Genomic DNA, 14,803 nt, shown 5'->3' on the forward strand with positions numbered 1-14,803 from the left:
GAGCGGGCTCCGCGGGTGCACCATGAGGGCAACGGCGGGCCAGGCCGCCCGGCCGAGCCGTGAGACAAGAGCGGGAGCACCGGGTTTCAGGCGACCCGCCCCACGGGCAGCGCCAAGCAGACCGCGGCTGGTCCCACCCGCCGCCGGGCGGCCACGCAGAGAGGGGACGCACGATGAAAGATCTGGAGGGCACGGCGGCCGAGCGGCTCGATCGGCTCGAGCACCTCGATCCCGGTGAGGCGACACCGGAGTGGATGCGGCAGCAGCTCGAACGAGCGCTGCGGGACTGGGCGCTCGACCAGGACACCTTGTCGGTGCTGCAGGAGGCCCGGGAGGACTACTGACGGCGCTCGGCGCTTCGGGTCAGGCGCATGACGTTTGATTTCACACCGTTGCGAAGACTCTAGACAAGCGCGCTCCCACGGCGATACCGTCCGAGAAGACCGTCCGCCTCACCAGAAGGAGCCAGCGATGTCCAGCACTCAGCCCTCCGCTTTCGCGTCGTTCTCGCTCAACGGGCAGGACCTGACGAAGGCGGCCATCAACAGCATCCGCGTCGCGCTCGGCATCAGCGGCGCCGTCGCGCTCATCATCGGGGTCATCATCGTGTTCTGGCCCAAGACCGCCGCGGCCGGCCTCACCATCCTGATCGCCATCTCGTTGCTCATCTCCGGGATCGCCTACCTCGGCATCGGCATCTTCGCCCGCGGGATCGGCGGCGGGGCGAGGGCGCTCGACATCGTCTTCGGCATCCTGCTGATCATCGGCGCGATCGTGGCGTTCGCCAACCTGGCGGCCACGACGGCGTTCCTCGCTGTCTTCATCGGCATCCTGGTCGGCATCGCCTGGATCGTGGAGGGCGCGGTCGCACTCGCCCAGCTCGGCGACTCGCCCTCGCGCGGCTGGTCGATCTTCTTCGGCATCCTGAGCATCGTCGCCGGCATCGTGCTGCTGTTCAGCCCGCTGTGGGGGATCGTCGTGCTGTTCATCCTCGCGGGGATCAGCCTCATCGTGCTGGGGATCGTGCAGATCGTGCGCGCCATCACGTTCGGGCGCGGGATCGCGACGCCTGCGAGCTGATCCAGGAGGGCGACGGCGTCGGCGGCCGGTGGCACACTGGGCGTGTGCTCCTCGACACGATCGTCACCACGCTGGAGACCGTCGCGGGAACGCGCTCGCGGCTGGCGAAAGTCGACGCCCTCGCGGGCCTGCTCGGCGACCTGCAGCCCGACGAGATCGCCCCGACGGTCGGGTTCCTGGTCGGCAAGCCGCGCCAGGGCCGGGTCGGCGTCGGCTGGCGCAGCGTGGGCGCCGTGCTCGGCGAGCCGGCTGACTCGCCCACGCTGACCGTCTTCGATCTGGACACGCTGCTCGGCGAGCTGGCCGCGCTCGGCGGGGAGGGCTCCGCTGGCGCACGGAGTGCCGCGCTGCGCGACTTCGCGGCCCGCGCGACCGCGGGCGAGCAGGACCTCCTGGCCCGCGTCCTGCTCGGGGAGATGCGCACCGGCGCACTCGAGGGCGTGCTCCTCGACGCGATCGCCCGCACCGCCGACCGGCCGGGGCCCGACGTGCGCCGGGCGGCCATGCTCACCGGCGACCTCGGCGCGACCGCGGTGCTGGCGCTGACCGGGACGGCGGAGGAGCTCGCGTCGGTCGGCCTGGAGGTCGGCCGCCCGGTGCTGCCGATGCTCGCGGCCACCGCGCCCTCCGCCGCGGCCGCGCTGGAGACGACCGGCCGTGCGTCGGTCGAGTACAAGCTCGACGGCGCGCGCATCCAGGTGCACCGCTCGGGCGACAGCGTGCGCGTCTTCACCCGGACGCTCGCGGACATCACCCACCGCGTCCCGGAGGTGGTGGAGATCGTGCGGCGGCTGCCCGCCCGGGACCTCGTCCTCGACGGCGAGACGCTCGCGCTGGACGAGGACGGCGGCCCGCGGCCGTTCCAGGAGACCATGAGCCGCTTCGGCGCGGAGGGCCGCGAGACCTTGTTGCACCCGTGGTTCTTCGACATCCTCCACGTGGACGGGCGCGACCTGCTGGACGAGCCGCTGTCCGTCCGCCTGGCGGAGCTGGAGCGCGTCGCGGGCGAGCACCGCATCCCCGGCGAGGTCACCGACGACCCGGACACGGCCGAGCGGGTCTCCCGCGACGCCCTCGCCGCCGGGCAGGAGGGCGTCGTCGTCAAGGCGATCGACTCGCCCTACGCCGCGGGACGGCGCGGCGCGAGCTGGATCAAGGTCAAGCCGGTGCTCACCTACGACCTGGTCGTCCTCGCCTGCGAGTGGGGCTCCGGGCGGCGGGCCGGGATGCTCTCCAACCTCCACCTGGGCGCGCGCGACCCGGATGGCGCGTTCGGCGAGCCGGGCGGCTTCGTGATGGTCGGCAAGACGTTCAAGGGCCTCACCGACGAGCTGCTGCGCTGGCAGACCGAGGAGTTCCAGAAGATCGAGGTGCGCCGCACGCCTGGCACGGTCTGGGTGGCGCCGATGACCGTGGTCGAGATCGCGATCGACGGCGTCCAGCGCTCGTCGCGCTACCCGGGCGGCATCGCGCTGCGCTTCGCCCGTGTCAAGCGCTACCGTGACGACAAGCCCGCGGCCGAGGTCGACACGATCGGCACGCTCCGCGCGCTGCTCCGCGAGTAGCGGCCGCGCCGCCACCCCCGATACCGCCTCGCCCGGCGCAGCCTCCCCCGCCGCGCAGCCACCCCCGCACGCCACCTCCCCGGACGCAGCCAACGTGTCGGCCGCCATCTCCTCCCTTCGCAACGGATGTGGGCAACGGAGGAGATGCGGGGCGACACGCCGGGAGAGGGCAGCCAATGGAGGAGTTCCCGGGCGTGCGGGGTGCGATCTCCTCCGTTGGCTGCGTGCGGGGGGGGCGGGGCGGGGCGGGGGCGGGAGGCGAAGGACGCCGAGGAGGAGCGGCTCGAACCGCGAAGATGAGCAGCGGCTCCGCTAGCGGCGGGCCGTCGCGCGCGCGCCGGCGTTGTGCGGGAGCTGGAAGGCGCCCGCCAGCGGGATCAACAGCAGCGCCGCCGCGAGCGCGAACGCCCAGTGGTACCCCGGCAGCGGCGACCCGGTGACGCCCTCCGACACCGCGGTGGACGCGCGCACGAACACGGCCACCACCGCGAGGCCCAGCGCGGTCGCGACCTGCTGCAGCGCGGAGGCGAGGGTGTTCGCGTTGTTGGTGTCCGTGGCCTCCACGTCCGCGAACTGGAGGGTGTTGTAGGCGCTGAACCCGATCGACCGGAACACGCCGCTCGCCACCAGCAGCAGGAGCAGCACCGGCAGGGGCGCGGCGGGACCGATGCCGACGAACGCGGCGAGCACCAGCATCCCGAGCAGGTTCGACCAGATCAGCACCGTCCGGAAGCCGTACCGGCGGATGAGCGGCGTCGTGAACGGCTTGATCGCCAGGTTCCCGACGAAGATCGCGATCACCGTGAGCCCGGCGACGGTCGCGGACCAGCCGTAGGCGAGCTGGAACAGCAGGGTGAACAGGAACGGCGCGCCCGTGATGATCATCCGGTAGACGCCGCCGCTGATGTTCCCTGCGCGGAACGAGTGCAGCCGCAGCACGCTCCAGTCGAACAGCGCGTGCTCGCGGCCGCGCGACCACGAGATCGCGGCCCAGCCGACCGCGATGGCGACCAGAATGGCCGCGCCACCGGCGAGCTGGAGCCGGCCGTCCTCGGCGCTCAGGCCCTCCGCGCCCGCGGTCAGCAGCACCAGCGCGACCGCGATCGCCGCGTAGCCGCGGCCGTCGAACGGGAGGTCGCGCTGCCGTTCGGTGTGCGGCACGAGCACCAGCCCTGCCACGATCGCGGCGACGCCGAACGGGAGGTTGATCAGGAAGATCCAGCGCCAGCCGATCGTGTCCGACAGGATGCCGCCGAGCGCCGGCGCGATCACCGGGGCGATCAGCGCTGGCCAGGTGAGGTAGGCGATCGCGTCGAGGAGGTCGACGGGGTCGATGTCGCGCAGCACCGCCAGCCTCCCGACCGGCACCATGAGCGCTCCGCCGATCCCCTGCAGCACCCGCGCGACCGTCAGCAGCGTCAGCGACGGCGCGAACGCGCACAGCAGCGACGCCAGCGTGAACACGACGATCGCGGTCAGCAGCACCGGCCGGATCCCGAGCCGGCGGGACAGCCAGCCGGTCGCCGGGATGCCCGCGGCCACGGCCAGCAGGTAGGCGACCATCGCGACGCTCACGTCGGCCGGGGCGACGCCGAACTCGCGCGCCATCGTCGGGGCGGCGGTCTGGATGATGGTGCCGTCCAGGTTCTCCATGAAGAACGTGGCGGCCACGAGGAGCGCGAGGCCGCGGCTGAACGACACGGCCATGCGCGTCACGCTACGGCCTGCCTCTATTGCGGCGCCGGACATCCCGCGGCGCACGCCCCGCGAGGAACGAGCGCCCAGGGTCGACGACGAAGCCCTGCCGCAGCGCCTCCCGCCCCACGAGCATCCGGAAGCCCATCTGGTCGCGGTTGCTCAGTGTGGTCTCGGCGAGGACGGTCCGTCCGGCGAGCACGAGCTCCAGCAGCACGACGATCCGGTCCTCGGCGTGACCCGACGAACTGCGCACGACGCGGCGGTCGTGGATGGGCACCTCGACCACCGACGCGTCGGTGTCCGCGTCCTGCCACGGGTGCACCATGAACCGGACGCGGTCGCCGGGCAGCTCCTCCAGGTCGAATGCGTGCAGGGCCGAACTGCGGGCCCCGGTGTCGATCTTGACTTTGATCCACGGAATGCCGATGCTGGGCAGGCTCGCCCATTCACGCCACCCCACGACGAGGGTGTTTGAATGGAGGTCACCGGCCATCCCCCTATCTTTGCAGGATCCATCGATGAAGCTCGCCATCCTCTCCCGCGCTCCGCACGCGTACTCGACCCAGCGGCTGCGTGCGGCCGCGCGCGACCGCGGCCACACCGTCAAGGTGCTGAACACGCTCCGCTTCGCGATCGACCTCTCCGGCGAAGAGCCTGACCTGCAGTACCGCGGCCGGCTGCTGTCCGACTACGACGCCGTCCTGCCGCGCATCGGCAACTCGATCACCTACTACGGCACCGCCGTCGTCCGGCAGTTCGAGCAGATGGACGTCTACACGCCCAACACGGCGAACGGCATCACCAACTCGCGCGACAAGCTGCGGGCCAACCAGATCCTGTCGCGGCACAACATCGGGATGCCGGCGACCACGTTCGTGAACAGCCGCGCCGACGTGCGCATGGCGATCGAGCAGGTCGGCGGCGCGCCCGTCGTCATCAAGCTGCTGGAGGGCACCCAGGGCATCGGCGTCATCCTCGCGCCGGAGGCGAAGATCGCCGAGTCGATCGTGGAGACGCTGCACTCCACCAAGCAGAACGTCCTCATCCAGAGCTTCATCTCGGAGAGCCGCGGCCGCGACATCCGCGCGCTCGTGGTCGGCGACCGCGTGGTCGCGGCCATGCGTCGGGTGGCGAGCGGCGACGAGTTCCGCTCCAACGTCCACCGCGGCGGCACGGTCGAGAAGGTCGAGCTGACGCCGGAGTACGAGGAGGCCGCGGTGCGCTCGGCCCAGATCATGGGCCTCCGGGTCGCCGGCGTGGACATGCTGGAGGGCAACGAGGGGCCGCTGGTGATGGAGGTCAACTCCTCCCCCGGCCTGGAGGGCATCGAGCGGGCGACCGGCCTCGACGTCGCAGGCGCGATCATCGACTTCATCGACAATCAGGTGGCGTTCCCGGAGATCGACGTCCGCCAGCGCCTGAGCGTCTCCCGCGGCTACGGCGTCGCCGAACTCCTCGTGCACGGCAACGCCGACCTGATCGGCAAGACGATCAAGGAGTCCGGGCTGTGGGACCGCGACATCACGGTGCTCACGCTGCACCGCGGCGCGACGGTGATCCCGAACCCGCGCAGCGGCGTCGAACTGCAGGCCGGCGACCGGCTGCTCTGCTTCGGCAAGCTGGAGGAGATGCGGTCGATGATCCCCGACCGGCGGAAGCGGCGCCAGAAGGTGCGGAGGCTGCCGAAGGACCACCTGGCGGAGGCGGCCACCACGTCGGTGTGAGTCAGGCCGCGGGCGTGCCCGCGTCCCACCAGCGCAGCACGCGCAGCGCCCGCAGCGTGATCCAGCGGCTCGGCATCCCCTCGTTCTCGCCGAAGTCGAACCAGGTCGGACCCTCGTGCCGGTTCTCCAGGTTCCAGAGCCCGTCGGCGTCGGCCTTGCCGCGCAGCAGCTCCACGGCCTCCGCGAGGCGCGGGTCGCGGCGGTCGACGGTGCGGAAGTGCTCCAGCCCGCGCAGGATGTCGTGGAACCAGCGCACCGGGTGACTGACCATGGTCATCCGCGGGTCGGCGACCTCGCCTGTGCTCAGCCGCCGGAACAGGCCGCGGGCCAGGAGGTACTCCTCGCCCGTGCGCTGCGCCTCGGCCGTCATCGCGTCACCGCGGCCGGTCGCGTTCCAGGCGGCCAGGCCCTCCACGGCGCAGATCGTGGAGTGGAACGACGACACCCGGGCGCCGTACTCGGCCCAGCAGTTCCAGGCTCCGTCGTCGAGGCGGCCGGCGGCGAGGGTGGCGGCGACGTTCGCGCCGTCCTGGCCGAAGTAGACGGCGAGCGCCAGCACGACGCCGTTGACGCACGGCTCGGTCTCGCCGTCGAAGTAGGGTTCGCCGGCATGGTCCCACCGGACGTGGTCGCGCACGTGGGAGAGGGCCTCCAGTGCGCGCGGGTGCGCAGGGTCGACGCCGAAGTCGGCGAGCTGCTGCAGGGTGAAGTGGGTGGCGGTCCAGGCGTCGAAGAAGGGGCGGTCCTCCTGCGCCCAGCCCGGCCGGTAGACGCCGCCGTCCCAGGTGCCGTCGGGTCCCTGGGCGTCGAGGAGCCGCGCTCCCCAGCCTTCGGTGGCGACCCGGTCGCGTTCGGCGGCGACGGTCTCGTCGGACGCGCCGGCGAGGTCGCGGAGCACCTGCCAGCGGATGCTCGGGTCGGAGTCGAGGAGCCACTCGATGGTGTCCATGCCAGGCATGCTACTCAGACCCTCGGCCGGTCGGGAGTCAGCGCCGCGCTCGCTCGGCCACCAACACGAGCACGACGATCGCGATGAGCGCCCCGATGAGGGCGACGCCGGGCAGCTCGCCGGCCCGCAGCGGCAGCATCCACGCTGCGAGAAAGCCTGCTGCGAGGCTGCCCGCGGCGCCGATGAGCCGGTACGTCCACGGCCCGAGCCGCAGCTCACGACGGTACTCGGCGTCCCCGACCAGGTAGACCGCGACGCCTCCGGAGAGCAACCAGGCCGCGGCGGGGGTCACCGGGGCGAAGGCGTCCTCGAGCGACAGGTGCAGGCCGGCCGCGACGCCGACCAGGCCGAACAGCATGACGAAATGGGCGACGTAGTACGCGGTGAGGGCGAGCGTCGTGCCGCGCCGTCCGGTCGCCCTGCCGAACGACCGCTCGGCCCGCTCGTCGTCGCCGGAGAAGTAGCACCACCACAGCGCCGCGACCATCGCGACCGTGGCCACGGCGCCGAGGACCACCTGCGGGCGAAGGCCGGACGCCGTGAGCCCGGCGCCGACCGAGACGATCGACTCGCCGAACGCGATGATCATCAGGAGGCCGTGCCGCTCGACGAAGTGCGAGGCGCCGATGGCGAACGGGCTCGACCGCGCGAGCAGGCCGCTCACCAGGAACAGCAGCAGCGGTGCGAGGAACAGCACCCACTCCAGCCAGCCGGTCGCGTAGCCGGCGGCGATCAGCAGCAGCGCCGCGACGGCGTTCAGCGGCCCGACGCGCAGCATCACGCGCACGGAGCCGCGGCCTCCCCGGGCGATGAAGAGCCCCGAGTGGATGATCACGACCGTCAGGTAGGCGACCCCGAACAGCACGCCCGAGCCGGTGAACACGTCGGGGATGGCGAGCGACAGCACGAGGAAGGCGGCCATCGCGGCGATCAGCAGCAGCCGGACGGGGACGGTGTCGGGCACGGCCTGGTTGGTGAGCCAGGCGAACGCGTCGTACATCCACCAGACGACGGCGAGGATGGCGGCGGCCCGCAGCACGGCCTCCACGCCGGGGTTCTGCACGATCACGGCGGTGAGCTGGCCGATCGTGAACACGAACACCAGGTCGAACAGCAGCTCGATCGTGGACACCCGCGACGCCACCCGCGCGATCCGGCCTCCGGTCACCCCGCTCACAGGGCAAAGGTAGCGGTGGGGGCGCCGTCTAGGCTGGCCCCATGCCCACACCTTTCGTCGCCGATCCGGCCCGCTACGACTCGATGCCCTACCGCCGCGCCGGACTCAGCGGACTCCAGCTCCCGCCGCTCTCGCTCGGGCTGTGGCAGAACTTCGGCACCGCGCGGTCGTTCGAGACCCAGCGCGCGATCGTCCTGCGGGCCTTCGACCTGGGCGTGACGCACTTCGACCTGGCCAACAACTACGGACCGCCTCCCGGCGCCGCCGAGGAGTTCTTCGGCCGGATCCTCGCCACCGACCTGCGCGCCTACCGCGGCGAGATCGTGGTGTCGACCAAGGCCGGCTACCTGATGTGGCCGGGGCCGTACGGCGACTTCGGCTCGCGCAAGTACCTGCTGTCCTCGCTCGACCAGAGCCTCCGCCGGCTGGGGCTGGAGTACGTGGACGTGTTCTACCACCACCGTCCGGACCCGCAGACGCCCCTGGAGGAGACGATGGGCGCGCTGACGACGGCCGTCGCGCAGGGCAAGGCGCTCTACACCGGGGTCTCCAACTACGACCCCGAGCAGACCACGGCTGCGGCGGCGCTGCTCGCCGACGCCGGGACGCCGCTGCTGCTGCACCAGCCGCGGTACTCGATGTTCGACCGGCACGTAGAGGACGGCGTCCTGGACGCGGTGGAGGCCGCGGGCGCGGCGGCGATCGTCTTCTCGCCGCTGGCCCAGGGGATGCTGACGGACCGCTACCTGAACGGGGTGCCGGAGGGCTCCCGCGCGGTGACCAGCGTGTTCCTGCACGAGTCGGATCTGACCGAGGACGTGCTGGCGAAGGTGCGCGCACTGAACGACATCGCCGCGGGGCGCGGGCAGACCCTGGCGCAGCTCGCGCTGCAGTGGGTGCTGCGGAACCCGGTGGTGGTGTCCGCGATCATCGGCGCGAGCAGCGTCGCGCAGCTCGAGCAGAACCTCGGTGCGCTGACCGCGCCCGCGCTGACCGCCGACGAGCTCGCCGCGATCGACCGCGTGCTCGCCTAGCGCGGTCGCTCCGCAGGCATCCACCTGGCAGGACATGCCGCGCGGGCGCGCCGCGAGGCGGCGTGTCCTGCCAATTCGATGGGTGAGGGCTACGCGAGGGTGGGGAGGGTCGCGAGGGCCTGCTCGACGTGGGACGTGAGCGTCGCGTCGGCGGGGCCAGCGATCCACTGGGCGAAGCCCACGTGGAACGCGCCCACCGCGGCCTGACCCGCGAGGCTGGCGGCCGGCTCGCCGACGCCGCGCGCGCGCAGCGCCTCGCCGGAGGCGGTGGCGAGCGCGGCCAGCTTCAGCAGCTCGCGCTCCTGCAGGCTCGGGTTCGCCGCGATGACCGCGGAGCGGCGGCGCGGGAACTCCCCGCCGGCGCTGTCGATCAGTGCGGCCGCGGCGCGCATCCCGGCCGCGGCGACGGCGAACGGCGGCGCGTCCTCCGGAGCGGCGGCGATGGCGGAGAGCACGGCGTCCTGCAGGGCGGTCGAGCCGGCGAACAGCACCTCGCGCTTGTCCGCGTAGTGCCGGAAGAAGGTGCGCTCGGTGACCCCGGCGCGCTCGGCGATGTCGGCGACCGTGGTCCCCTCGAAGCCGCGCTCGGTGTACAGCTCGATCGCCGCCTGCGCCAGGCGGCCGCGCGCATCCGGTGTCCAGCGTCCCACGCCGCAATCTTAGCGGTTTCCGGCGAAGTGACGACAGCTGCTGACATCAGTGCTATCGTGATGTCAGTCACTGACGACAGTCACTGACATCAACAAACACCACCCACGATCCCATGACTCGGGAGGTCATCCCCATGCGCGTCTTCGTCACTGGAGCATCCGGCTGGATCGGCTCCGCCGTCGTCCCCGAACTCCTCGCCGCCGGTCACGAGGTGACCGGTCTCGCCCGCTCCGAGGCCTCCGCCGAGCGGATCCGCGCCACCGGCGCGACCGCCGTCCCCGGGTCGCTCGACGACCTGGAGTGCATCCGCTCCGGCGCCGCCGCCTCCGACGCGGTCATCCACCTCGGCTTCAAGCACGACTTCTCCGACTACGCCGGCGCCGGCCGCACCGAGCGCGCCGTGGTCGCCACGATCGGCGACGAGCTCGCCGGCTCCGACCGGCCGTTCCTGTTCGCGTCGGGCATCGTGGCACGTCCCGGCGAGGTGCTGACCGAGGACGTCCCGTCGCCCTACGTCGGCGCGGACGCTCCGCGCGGCGGCGGCGAGGCGTTCGCGTTCGAGTACGCCGAGCGCGGCGTGCGGCCTGTCGCGCTGCGGTTCTCCCCAACGGTCCACGGCCGCGGCGACCACGGCTTCAGCGCCGAGCTGGTCCGCGTCGCCCGCGAGAAGGGCGTCGCCGGCTACGTCGGCGACGGCTCCAACCGCTGGCCGGCCGTCCACCGGCTCGACGCCGCCCGGCTGGTCCGGCTGGCGCTGGAGCAGGCCACCCCGGCGGCGCGTGTGCACGCGGTCGGCGAGGAGGGCATCCCGGCCCGCGACATCGCGGCGGCGATCGGCGAGGGGCTCGGCCTCCCGGTCGAGTCCATCGCGCCGGAGGACGTGGACGCGCATTTCGGCTGGATCGGCCGGTTCTTCGGAATGGACATCCCGGCCTCCAGCGCACTCACCCGCGAGCGCTACGGCTGGACGCCGACCGGGCCGACCCTGCTGGAGGACTTCGCATCCGGCTCCTACTTCGAGGCCGTCGCCGCGCGCTGAGCTGCATCGACCGGCAGTAGGCCGAGCACGGCGGCGGCGAGGAAGCAGACCGCGCCGCCGACCGTGCCCACCCCCGTCCAGAACGAGCTGAGGAGGGTGTCGGTCCCCGGCAGCTCGAACGCCCCGACGGCCGCGAAGCCGAACAGGACGGAGCCGAGCAGGTTGAGCACAGCGCCGGCTCCGTCCCGGCGCGACCCGCGCTGCCGGGCGACCGCGGCCACCGCGATCAGGCTGGAGACGAGGAAGCAGATCGACCCGTAGGCGTCCGGCCTCCAACCGGTGCCGCCGCGCGCTCCCGCGGAAATCGCCGCGGCGAGCGCGATCGACGTGCTGAGGTTGAAGAACAGCGTCCCGACGAACTGGATGATGGACGAGCTCCGGTTCGGCACACCGAGCGCCAACCCCGCGCCCAGGGTGAAGAACACCGAGCCGACCACGAACACCACGTTCGTGGCGACCGCCCCGAGCGCGGCCGCGACCGACGGCAGCGCTGCGACCGCGAAACACACCGACCCCGCGGCGAAGGAGGCGTCGGAGAGCAGGAGTCTCCTCCGCTCCCCGGCGCCCCCTCCGTCGCTCACGCCGGCCCGCTAGTGCGCGAAGTGCGTCCGCGTGCGGGCGGACTCCGTCGCCTTGGCGGCGACCTCGGTCGTGCCGGCCTTCTCGGCCTGCTCCCCCAGCTCGGCGCACACCGCGCGGATGTCGTTCACGAGGTCCTGGGCGAGGTCGGCATTGAAGCCGTCGCGCACGACGATCCGCAACACGGCGACGTCGGTCGCGTCATCGGGCATCGTGTACGCGGGCACCTGCCAGCCGCGGGCACGGAGCTCGTGCGACACCTGGAAGACCGTGTACGGCGTGCCGTCCTTCAGCGCGAACGCGATGACGGGGATCGCGGAGCCGTCGGTGATGACCTCGATCGCCCGGTCCTCGGCGAGACCCCTCGAGATCAGCAGCGCGGTGTCCCGCAGCGCCTCCATGATCGCGGTGTACCCCGACCGGCCGAGCCGCACGAAGTTGTAGTACTGCCCGACGATCTGGTTGCCGGGGCGGGAGAAGTTGAGCGTGAAGGTCGGCATGTCCCCGCCGAGGTAGTTGACCCGGAAGACCAGGTCCTCCGGCAGGTACTCCGGCGAGCGCCACACCACGAACCCGATCCCCGGGTACGTCAGCCCGTACTTGTGGCCGCTGACGTTGATCGACACCACCCGCGGGAGCCGGAAGTCCCACTCCAGGTGCGGGTGCAGGAACGGCACCACGAAGCCGCCGCTCGCCGCGTCCACGTGCACGGGCACGTCGGGTCCACCCGAGGCGGCGAGCGCGTCGAGCGCGTCGCAGATCGCCGCGATGGGCTCCAGCTCGCCGGTGTAGGTGGTGCCGAGGATGCCGACGACGCCGATCGTGTTCTCGTCGACCGCGGAGGTGACCTGCTCCGGAGTGATGACGTAGCGGCCCCTCGCGACCGGGAGGTAGCGCGGCTCCACCTCGAAGTAGCGGCAGAACTTCTCCCACACCACCTGCACGTTCGAGCCGAGCACGAGGTTCGGCACGCCACCCGGGTCGCTGCTCCCGGAGACCCCGGCCCGCTTCGCCCGCCAGCGCCACTTCATCGCGAGGCCGGCGAGCATGACGGCCTCGCTCGACCCGATCGTCGCGGCCCCGGTCGGGTCGCCGGGCTCGGCATGGAAGAGGTCCGAGACGATGGAGACGCAGCGGCGCTCCATCGCCGCGGTGGCCGGGTACTCGTCCTTGTCGATCATGTTCTTGTCGAACGCCTCGGCCATCAGGATCTCGGCCTCCGGGTCCATCCACGTCGTGACGAAAGTGGCGAGGTTGAGGCGCGAGCTGCCGTCGAGGAGCAGCTCGTCGTGGATCAGCCGGTAGGCGCTGGACGGATCGGTGGCGTCGTCCGGCAGGATCTCCGGCGGGCTCTTCCGCGACAGGCGGCCGGTGTAGGCGGGGGCGAGCCGGGTGTCACCGCTCGCCGTCTGGATGTCTGACTCGAGCCGCGCCATGCGCCGCCCCTCTCTGCCTCGGCTCCGCCACGGGTCGGCGGGGCCTGCCTGTCGGCAGCGCGATCATTTCGACTTCTCGAGCGTCCCGATCTTGCTGCCGCTGATGTTGTAGACGGTCAGGGTGTTGCCGCTGGCCGTCCCGGAGGCGGCCTTCGCCAGCCACTCGTCGATCCCCTGGCACGCCATCATGGTGCTGGCGATCGGGCCGAAGGTGATGGTGTCGCCGTCGATGGACCCCTTGCCGGTCAGACGGTTGCACCCGTCCGTGCCGGAGAAGGCGCCGTCGTTCTGGATGGTGAGGTTCGGCTGCGACGCGGCCGTCGAGCCCCAGGTGCCGACAAGCGTCGCGCCGCTCGGGGTGCCGGCGCAGCCGGCGAGGAGGGCGAGGGCCGCGGTGGCGAGGAGGCCGGTGGCGAGGAAGCCGCCGGCGAGCCGGGCCGGCGCCCGGCGGTTCGTTCGCGTCATGTCGTCCTCCCCGTCTGCGGTCCGTCCGCGTGCTGCGGACCGCGTCACGAGGCCGAGGATAGCGGCGCGCGAGGAGCGCGCAACAGGGTCGTCACCCGGGACTTCATCCGCTCGTGAGCTCGTCCACCAGCGCCAGGACGGTCGGGCTGCCGAGGATCCGGAAGTGGCCGCCGACCGGCATCCGGAGGTTGCGCGCACCCGGCAGCGCGCAGCCTCCCGGGATGTGCGGGTCGTACCAGCCCCAGATGGACACGACCCGGCCGACATCCACGCCGTCGGCCGCCAGCCTTAGCAGATCGGGGTGGCCGCGCCGCAGAGCGCGCACCGCCGGGAACGGGACCAAGGCGGCGAGCCTCGAGCCGGAGAACGGGGTGGCGATCGCGATCACGCGGCGGATCCGCGCCGACGCGTCCGGCCTCCCGAGCAGCAGCCGGGCGACGAGGCCGCCCTTGCTGTGCCCGACGACGGTCACACCGCTGAGGTGCTGCTCCCGCAGGTAGCTCTCCACCTGGTCGGCGGCCGCCTCGAGCGACATGCCCAAGTGCCCCAGCGACGTGACGACGTGGACGGGATGCCCGGCGGCGTGGAGGCGGCGCGCGAGCGGGTGCAGGAAGCGCCAGGTCTCGTAGATGCCGGGGAGCAGCACGATCGGTTCGCCCTCCCCCGCCTCGTCGACGAGCGCTTCGGGAGGGTCGCGGTCGAAGTTCGCCCGGAGCTGGTGCCGTAGAACGTACTCGTAGTCGGCGAGGAGCACGGCCGCCCGGCGGACGAAGAGCAGCGCGGCCCTTACCAGGTCAGGGCGCGCGTTCTCTTCCACCTCGCCAGCATCGCGCCGTCCTGCGCTCTTGCCAACCTCCGGGGCCGGGTGGATAGTTGCGGCATGGGCGATGTGATCGCATTCATCCTGTGCTTCGTGCTCTTCCTGGTGGGGCTGTTCCTGCTGGGCCTCGCGGACACGCTCCCCGCCTGGCAGGGGCTGGTCTTCTTCGCCGGGATCGTCTGCGTGGCGCTGTCGTTCGGCATCCCCGTGCACCTGCTCGGCCACTCCGAACTGAATCGCTGACCCCCGGCTCCCGCGCACTCTGGCGCCGGAGGCGTCAGCTGACCCCGGCGTCGGCGCGGAAGCCCGCCGTGGCCTCCTCGTAGGTGGTGTGCTTTCGGGCCGGGTGCGACTCGGCGGGCGGCGGGACCTCGGCGCGGCTCAGCGCGTGCAGCACAAGCTGTTCGACCAGGCCGGCGGCTGTCGTCTCCCGATGGCGGGCGATGCGGACCAGGGCGGCGAACTCGCGCTCGCCGAGGCGGATCGTCAGGGGGATTCCTGCAGGCGCACGACCGGGGCCGTGAGCGGACGCGGGCTCAGCGACTTCAATAGCGTGAGAATCCTTCATGAAACCGATCGTCTCATG

17 protein-coding genes are annotated in these 14,803 nt (G+C 72.1%); 7 read left to right on the top strand and 10 right to left on the bottom strand.

Features of this window, described 5'->3' with window-relative positions; genetic code table 11:
- Nucleotides 1-173: 173 nt before the first annotated feature.
- The 3 genes from AC1ROW_RS10585 to AC1ROW_RS10595 all read left to right on the top strand — a co-directional run bounded on the left by AC1ROW_RS10585 (nucleotide 174) and on the right by AC1ROW_RS10595 (nucleotide 2,645).
- Nucleotides 174-344, top strand: coding sequence for a hypothetical protein (locus tag AC1ROW_RS10585; RefSeq protein ID WP_493018844.1), 171 nt, complete (start codon nucleotides 174-176; stop codon nucleotides 342-344).
- Between the two features lie 127 nt (nucleotides 345-471).
- The gene (locus AC1ROW_RS10590) at nucleotides 472-1,080 is read left to right on the top strand and encodes an HdeD family acid-resistance protein (protein WP_493018845.1); all 609 of its coding nucleotides are present in this window, start codon (nucleotides 472-474) and stop codon (nucleotides 1,078-1,080) included.
- Between the two features lie 44 nt (nucleotides 1,081-1,124).
- Nucleotides 1,125-2,645 carry an ATP-dependent DNA ligase gene (locus tag AC1ROW_RS10595; RefSeq protein WP_493018846.1) on the top strand — a complete coding sequence of 507 codons (1,521 nt, stop codon included), beginning with the start codon at nucleotides 1,125-1,127 and terminating at the stop codon, nucleotides 2,643-2,645.
- Between the two features lie 312 nt (nucleotides 2,646-2,957).
- Here the strand turns inward: AC1ROW_RS10595 and AC1ROW_RS10600 are convergent, their stop codons facing one another.
- A complete protein-coding gene (locus tag AC1ROW_RS10600) occupies nucleotides 2,958-4,352 on the bottom strand; it encodes an MFS transporter (RefSeq protein ID WP_493018847.1) in 1,395 nt (464 codons plus the stop codon).
- 10 nt (nucleotides 4,353-4,362) lie between these two features.
- Entirely contained in the window at nucleotides 4,363-4,836 is a 474-nt protein-coding gene (locus AC1ROW_RS10605; protein ID WP_493018848.1) for an ATP-dependent zinc protease family protein, read from the bottom strand.
- A gap of 25 nt (nucleotides 4,837-4,861) precedes the next feature.
- Between AC1ROW_RS10605 and rimK the strand changes: the two genes are divergently transcribed.
- The gene (gene rimK / locus AC1ROW_RS10610) at nucleotides 4,862-6,067 is read left to right on the top strand and encodes a 30S ribosomal protein S6--L-glutamate ligase (RefSeq protein WP_493018849.1); all 1,206 of its coding nucleotides are present in this window, start codon (nucleotides 4,862-4,864) and stop codon (nucleotides 6,065-6,067) included.
- A 1-nt stretch (nucleotide 6,068) separates the two neighbouring features.
- Here rimK and AC1ROW_RS10615 read toward each other — a convergent pair whose 3' ends face one another.
- Both AC1ROW_RS10615 and AC1ROW_RS10620 read right to left on the bottom strand, forming a co-directional pair.
- Nucleotides 6,069-7,016 carry a hypothetical protein gene (locus tag AC1ROW_RS10615; protein WP_493018850.1) on the bottom strand — a complete coding sequence of 316 codons (948 nt, stop codon included), beginning with the start codon at nucleotides 7,014-7,016 and terminating at the stop codon, nucleotides 6,069-6,071.
- 37 nt (nucleotides 7,017-7,053) lie between these two features.
- Nucleotides 7,054-8,193, bottom strand: coding sequence for a low temperature requirement protein A (locus AC1ROW_RS10620; RefSeq protein WP_493018851.1), 1,140 nt, complete (start codon nucleotides 8,191-8,193; stop codon nucleotides 7,054-7,056).
- A 41-nt stretch (nucleotides 8,194-8,234) separates the two neighbouring features.
- Here AC1ROW_RS10620 and AC1ROW_RS10625 point away from each other — a divergent pair, with 41 nt between their 5' ends.
- Nucleotides 8,235-9,227: an aldo/keto reductase gene (locus AC1ROW_RS10625; RefSeq protein WP_493018852.1), complete on the top strand. Its 993-nt coding sequence runs from the start codon at nucleotides 8,235-8,237 to the stop codon at nucleotides 9,225-9,227.
- Between the two features lie 89 nt (nucleotides 9,228-9,316).
- Here AC1ROW_RS10625 and AC1ROW_RS10630 read toward each other — a convergent pair whose 3' ends face one another.
- Complete coding sequence (locus AC1ROW_RS10630; RefSeq protein WP_493018853.1) at nucleotides 9,317-9,877, bottom strand: TetR family transcriptional regulator; 561 nt, start codon at nucleotides 9,875-9,877, stop codon at nucleotides 9,317-9,319.
- 134 nt (nucleotides 9,878-10,011) lie between these two features.
- Between AC1ROW_RS10630 and AC1ROW_RS10635 the strand changes: the two genes are divergently transcribed.
- Nucleotides 10,012-10,917, top strand: coding sequence for an SDR family oxidoreductase (locus AC1ROW_RS10635; RefSeq protein WP_493018854.1), 906 nt, complete (start codon nucleotides 10,012-10,014; stop codon nucleotides 10,915-10,917).
- Here AC1ROW_RS10635 and AC1ROW_RS10640 read toward each other — a convergent pair.
- From AC1ROW_RS10640 to AC1ROW_RS10655, 4 genes are all read right to left on the bottom strand, one after another.
- The gene (locus AC1ROW_RS10640; RefSeq protein WP_493018855.1) at nucleotides 10,890-11,498 is read right to left on the bottom strand and encodes a hypothetical protein; all 609 of its coding nucleotides are present in this window, start codon (nucleotides 11,496-11,498) and stop codon (nucleotides 10,890-10,892) included. The two genes, AC1ROW_RS10635 and AC1ROW_RS10640, sit on opposite strands and share 28 nt — an antisense overlap.
- Before the next feature lie 9 nt (nucleotides 11,499-11,507).
- Nucleotides 11,508-12,932 carry a glutamate decarboxylase gene (gad, locus tag AC1ROW_RS10645; protein ID WP_493018856.1) on the bottom strand — a complete coding sequence of 475 codons (1,425 nt, stop codon included), beginning with the start codon at nucleotides 12,930-12,932 and terminating at the stop codon, nucleotides 11,508-11,510.
- 63 nt (nucleotides 12,933-12,995) lie between these two features.
- Complete coding sequence (locus AC1ROW_RS10650; RefSeq protein ID WP_493018857.1) at nucleotides 12,996-13,397, bottom strand: META domain-containing protein; 402 nt, start codon at nucleotides 13,395-13,397, stop codon at nucleotides 12,996-12,998.
- A gap of 103 nt (nucleotides 13,398-13,500) precedes the next feature.
- Nucleotides 13,501-14,214, bottom strand: a complete 714-nt coding sequence (locus AC1ROW_RS10655) for an esterase/lipase family protein (protein ID WP_493018858.1) — start codon at nucleotides 14,212-14,214, stop codon at nucleotides 13,501-13,503.
- Nucleotides 14,215-14,277: 63 nt separating this feature from the next.
- Between AC1ROW_RS10655 and AC1ROW_RS10660 the strand changes: the two genes are divergently transcribed.
- Complete coding sequence (locus AC1ROW_RS10660) at nucleotides 14,278-14,460, top strand: hypothetical protein (RefSeq protein WP_493018859.1); 183 nt, start codon at nucleotides 14,278-14,280, stop codon at nucleotides 14,458-14,460.
- A 34-nt stretch (nucleotides 14,461-14,494) separates the two neighbouring features.
- On the opposite strand, the gene AC1ROW_RS10665 is transcribed toward AC1ROW_RS10660, so the two are convergent.
- Nucleotides 14,495-14,785 (bottom strand): hypothetical protein, encoded by a 291-nt coding sequence (locus AC1ROW_RS10665; RefSeq protein ID WP_493018860.1) that lies wholly within the window; start codon nucleotides 14,783-14,785, stop codon nucleotides 14,495-14,497.
- Between the last annotated feature and the right edge of the window lie 18 nt (nucleotides 14,786-14,803).

The sequence above is a fragment of the Leifsonia sp. GW821-FHT13C09 genome (genome assembly GCF_058806435.1).